This is a genomic window from Novosphingobium sp. TCA1, assembly GCF_009811895.1.
Lineage (GTDB): Bacteria > Pseudomonadota > Alphaproteobacteria > Sphingomonadales > Sphingomonadaceae > Novosphingobium > Novosphingobium panipatense_A.
Genome location: NZ_BLJH01000092.1, coordinates 1 through 3,337, shown reverse-complemented (window position 1 = coordinate 3,337; position 3,337 = coordinate 1). Strand labels below are relative to the sequence as shown.

Annotated in this window: 3 protein-coding genes; all 3 read right to left on the bottom strand. The window is 62.7% G+C overall.

Features of this window, described 5'->3' with window-relative positions:
• Nucleotides 1–88: 88 nt before the first annotated feature.
• Nucleotides 89–1,090 carry a tyrosine-type recombinase/integrase gene (locus tag NTCA1_RS28055; RefSeq protein WP_159832483.1) on the bottom strand — a complete coding sequence of 334 codons (1,002 nt, stop codon included), beginning with the start codon at nt 1,088–1,090 and terminating at the stop codon, nt 89–91.
• Nucleotides 1,087–2,004 (bottom strand): tyrosine-type recombinase/integrase, encoded by a 918-nt coding sequence (locus NTCA1_RS28050; protein ID WP_306439323.1) that lies wholly within the window; start codon nt 2,002–2,004, stop codon nt 1,087–1,089. Before NTCA1_RS28050 ends, NTCA1_RS28055 begins: the two co-directional genes overlap by 4 nt.
• The coding region (locus NTCA1_RS28045; protein WP_236549626.1) for a tyrosine-type recombinase/integrase at nt 1,998–3,337 on the bottom strand (1,340 nt) is incomplete at its 5' end. The genes NTCA1_RS28050 and NTCA1_RS28045, both read right to left, overlap by 7 nt.

The window sequence follows — 3,337 nt, the reverse complement described above, 5'->3', positions numbered from 1 at the left end:
CCCGTAGTATGTTGAGCGTCCGATTATGTTGTGGGCGGCCGCGCCAGCGCCGCTTTTCGTGACGCCAGGTTCGGATTGCTTCACATAATTACGAGGCATGGGCTGTCTCCAGCATCGCAAGCAGGCGATCAGATACGCCGGTGAATGTGCCCTTTCTGATCTGTGGCGGTCCGCCAGCATCGAGGATGTCGAGCCTCTCGGCGGGGTCGATCCGAAGGTAGATCTCGGTGCTGGTGACGCTGCTGTGGCCGAGCCACAGCGCGACGCGCCGGATATCGCCGGTCGCTTCGAGGGTGTGGAGCGCGCATGTGTGCCGCAGAACGTGCGGCGTCACCGTCTTACGCGCCAATGTCGGTGCCGACCGGTGCGCGGTCTTGATGTGCGTCGCAAGGCGGCTCGCGAAGCCGTGCCTACCGATCGCCTCGCCGCGAGCGTTTAGGAAGACAGCCTCCCCCTTCGCCTGCGGCCTGACCTGCAACCATTCGCGCAGAACCGTCTGGGTCTCCTTCCAGAGCGGAAGTACGCGCTCGCGCCGCCCCTTGCCTATGACGTGGATCGCATCGAGTGCCGGTTGGTTCAGGTCGCCAAGCTGGAGGCCGGTAAGCTCGGAGACGCGCAGGCCGCAGGCGTAAGCCAGGTGCAGCATTGCCCGGTCGCGTAAGCCAGATCGGTTTCGTCGATCAGGCGCGTCGAGTACCGCCTGCAACTCGGCCCGCGTCAGATAATCGACCAGAGGCTGCTCGACACGCTTGGCCGGGATTGCCTGCACTTGCATGGCGACGTTGAGGCAGGCCGGTGCGCGATATTCGAGGAACCGGAAGAACGACCGGATCGCCGCGAGCCGGGCATTCCGCGTGCGAGCAGTGTTCGCGCGATCGACTTCGATATGGTCCAAGAAGTCGAGGATCAGCGCGGCATCCAACTGCTCGATCTGCAGGGCGGATGGCTGGACCCGTAAGCGTTTGGACGCGAAGCAGACGAGCAACTGGAAGGCATAGGCATAGCTGTCGGTCGTGTGGCGACTGGCGCCACGGTCGCGCGGTAGATGCTCCAGCAGATAAACGCTGAGATGGGGTGCGAGCGCGGTCATGCTGCACCGCCTTCCCGGAACGCCTCGGTGGCATCCGCGATCTGGCGGACCAACACCGGCGTCGCCTCCAGATACCAGTAGGTGTCCGAGAGGCAGGCATGTCCAAGATAGGTGCTGAGCGCTAGCATGTGCCGGCTGATCGCCGCCCTGTCGCTGCCGCACTGTTCGAGAGAGCGGACCGCGAAGCTATGACGAAGATCGTGTAATCTGGGGCCACGCTCGCCCTGCGGACCGCGTAGGCCTACCTGTCTGGCAAGCCTGACGAACGTGCGCGATACTGTGGCATGATCGGGCGGCTCGCCTGTGGAGAGCACAAATACGTGCGAATCAGGTCCGCCGATGCGTCGTCTCAGCGTCAGATATTCCGTTAGAGCGGCACGCGTGCTGGGATGGATCGGAACAAGGCGGGCCTTCCGGAGTTTGGTTTCGCGGATCACCAGACCATCGGGCACGATATCGGTTTCGGCCAACGCGACCGCTTCGGACACCCTCAACCCGGTCGTCGCCAGCAGCCCGAATAGATAGTGATAGGTGTAGGGTGTGATCGACGCGACCGGCGGCACCGTCAGCGCCGCCTGCATGATGCGATCGATATCCGCTTCGGTCAGGATATGAGGACGGGGTCTTGGCCGTTTTCCCCTACCGAACGCGTCACGTGTGGGTATTTCATTGCGCTCATCTTCGGCATGCATGGAGATTGCGAAGTGGCGAACGACCCGCAGCCATTCGCGTGAGCGTTGGCCCGAGGGGGCCGACGACGCCCATTCGATCATCCGGCTTGCCGACGTATGCTCGTCGCCATGGGCATCGGCGAACACGGCATATTTGTAGAGCATCTGCTCCTGATCAGCGAACTTATAACCAAGCCCTCGCTTGATCGCGACGTAGCGCTGAACGTTGGCATGCATCAGCATGACGCACCTCCGATCCAGGGCTGCACGACCTGACCGAGCATCACCGTGTCGACCTTGGCATAGATCGCGGTGGTTTGGGGTGAGCGGTGCCGCAGCACCGCGCCGACCGCATCGAGGGTCGCCCCGGTTCGCAGCATGTTGGTCGCGGCGGAGTGCCTCAGCAGATAGGCACCCCGCAGATTGGCATTATCGACCCCGGCGCGGTTCAACGCATCGCGCACAATGATCGCGATTGGCGAGGACGAGGCGAACGGCACGAACGGTGCGATCGCGCGGATGAAAACCTTAGTCGACGCGACCATAGGCCGGGCGCGCTCGATGTAGGCGAGCAGGGCGTCACCGGCATCTTGCGGCAGCGGAAGCGCGACCGCATGGCGGGTCTTGCCCGCGACCCGGATCAGTGCCTTATCCCAGTCGATGTCCTCAAGATGCAGGTTTGCGACATCGCCACCGCGCAAAGCCAGCCGTGCGAGCAGCAGCAGGATCGCGCGGTCGCGCAAGCCGCGTGTTGTGAACGGATCGCATGACGCGATCACTCGCTCGACATCGTCGTTGAGGATGTAGCGCGGGAGCGTCGCCAAGCGCCATCGCGGTATCCGAGGGATCGCCCCCACCAAGGCAGGTGAACAGGCACCGGTCGCCGCCAGGAACCTTAGATACATCCGGAGCGAACCGCACATTTGCTGCACGCTCACCCGCGACGTGCTATCCAGATTTTGCAGCAGCACCCGATGGATCAACGCTGCATCGTAGCGTGCCGGATCGGAGCCGAGTTGCAGCAGCAGCTTGGTGACCGCATGCAGATGACGAAGGATCGTTCGTTCCCCCGTCCCGCGATGTCGGCGAAGCCACTCGCCGAACGGGGCGAGACGATCATCACCCTGCCTCACCCGAGCCGGTTCGACGACCACGTGAGCCGCGGCGAGGTACCGCACGAAACGGTGGATCGTCGCCATGTACTGGCTGTTCCGACGCGCGTTCTGGACGAACTTGCCGGGACAGTGGCAGCTATGAACGGCGAAGCGCTCGATCATATCCTCGTCGATCGCCGCCAGTCCCACTCCGTGCTGGTCGAGCCATACCGCCAAATGGCGGCAGCCGTGCCCATAATGCTTGATCGTCCCTTCGGCGTATCCTTGTGCCCGGAGGGACTGCGCAAAGTCGTCCACATGCCGAAGGGCTGCGGAGAGAAGTAGTTGGTCTGACATATCGATGCTCCTTTCGTCCTGAGACGTTCGGAGCTTGCTCGTTATGCTGAGTAATGAACCTCTATCGATCAGCCAGTCCGCCGCGTTTAACGGCCGACTCAACATAATTCCACGCTCTACATAGT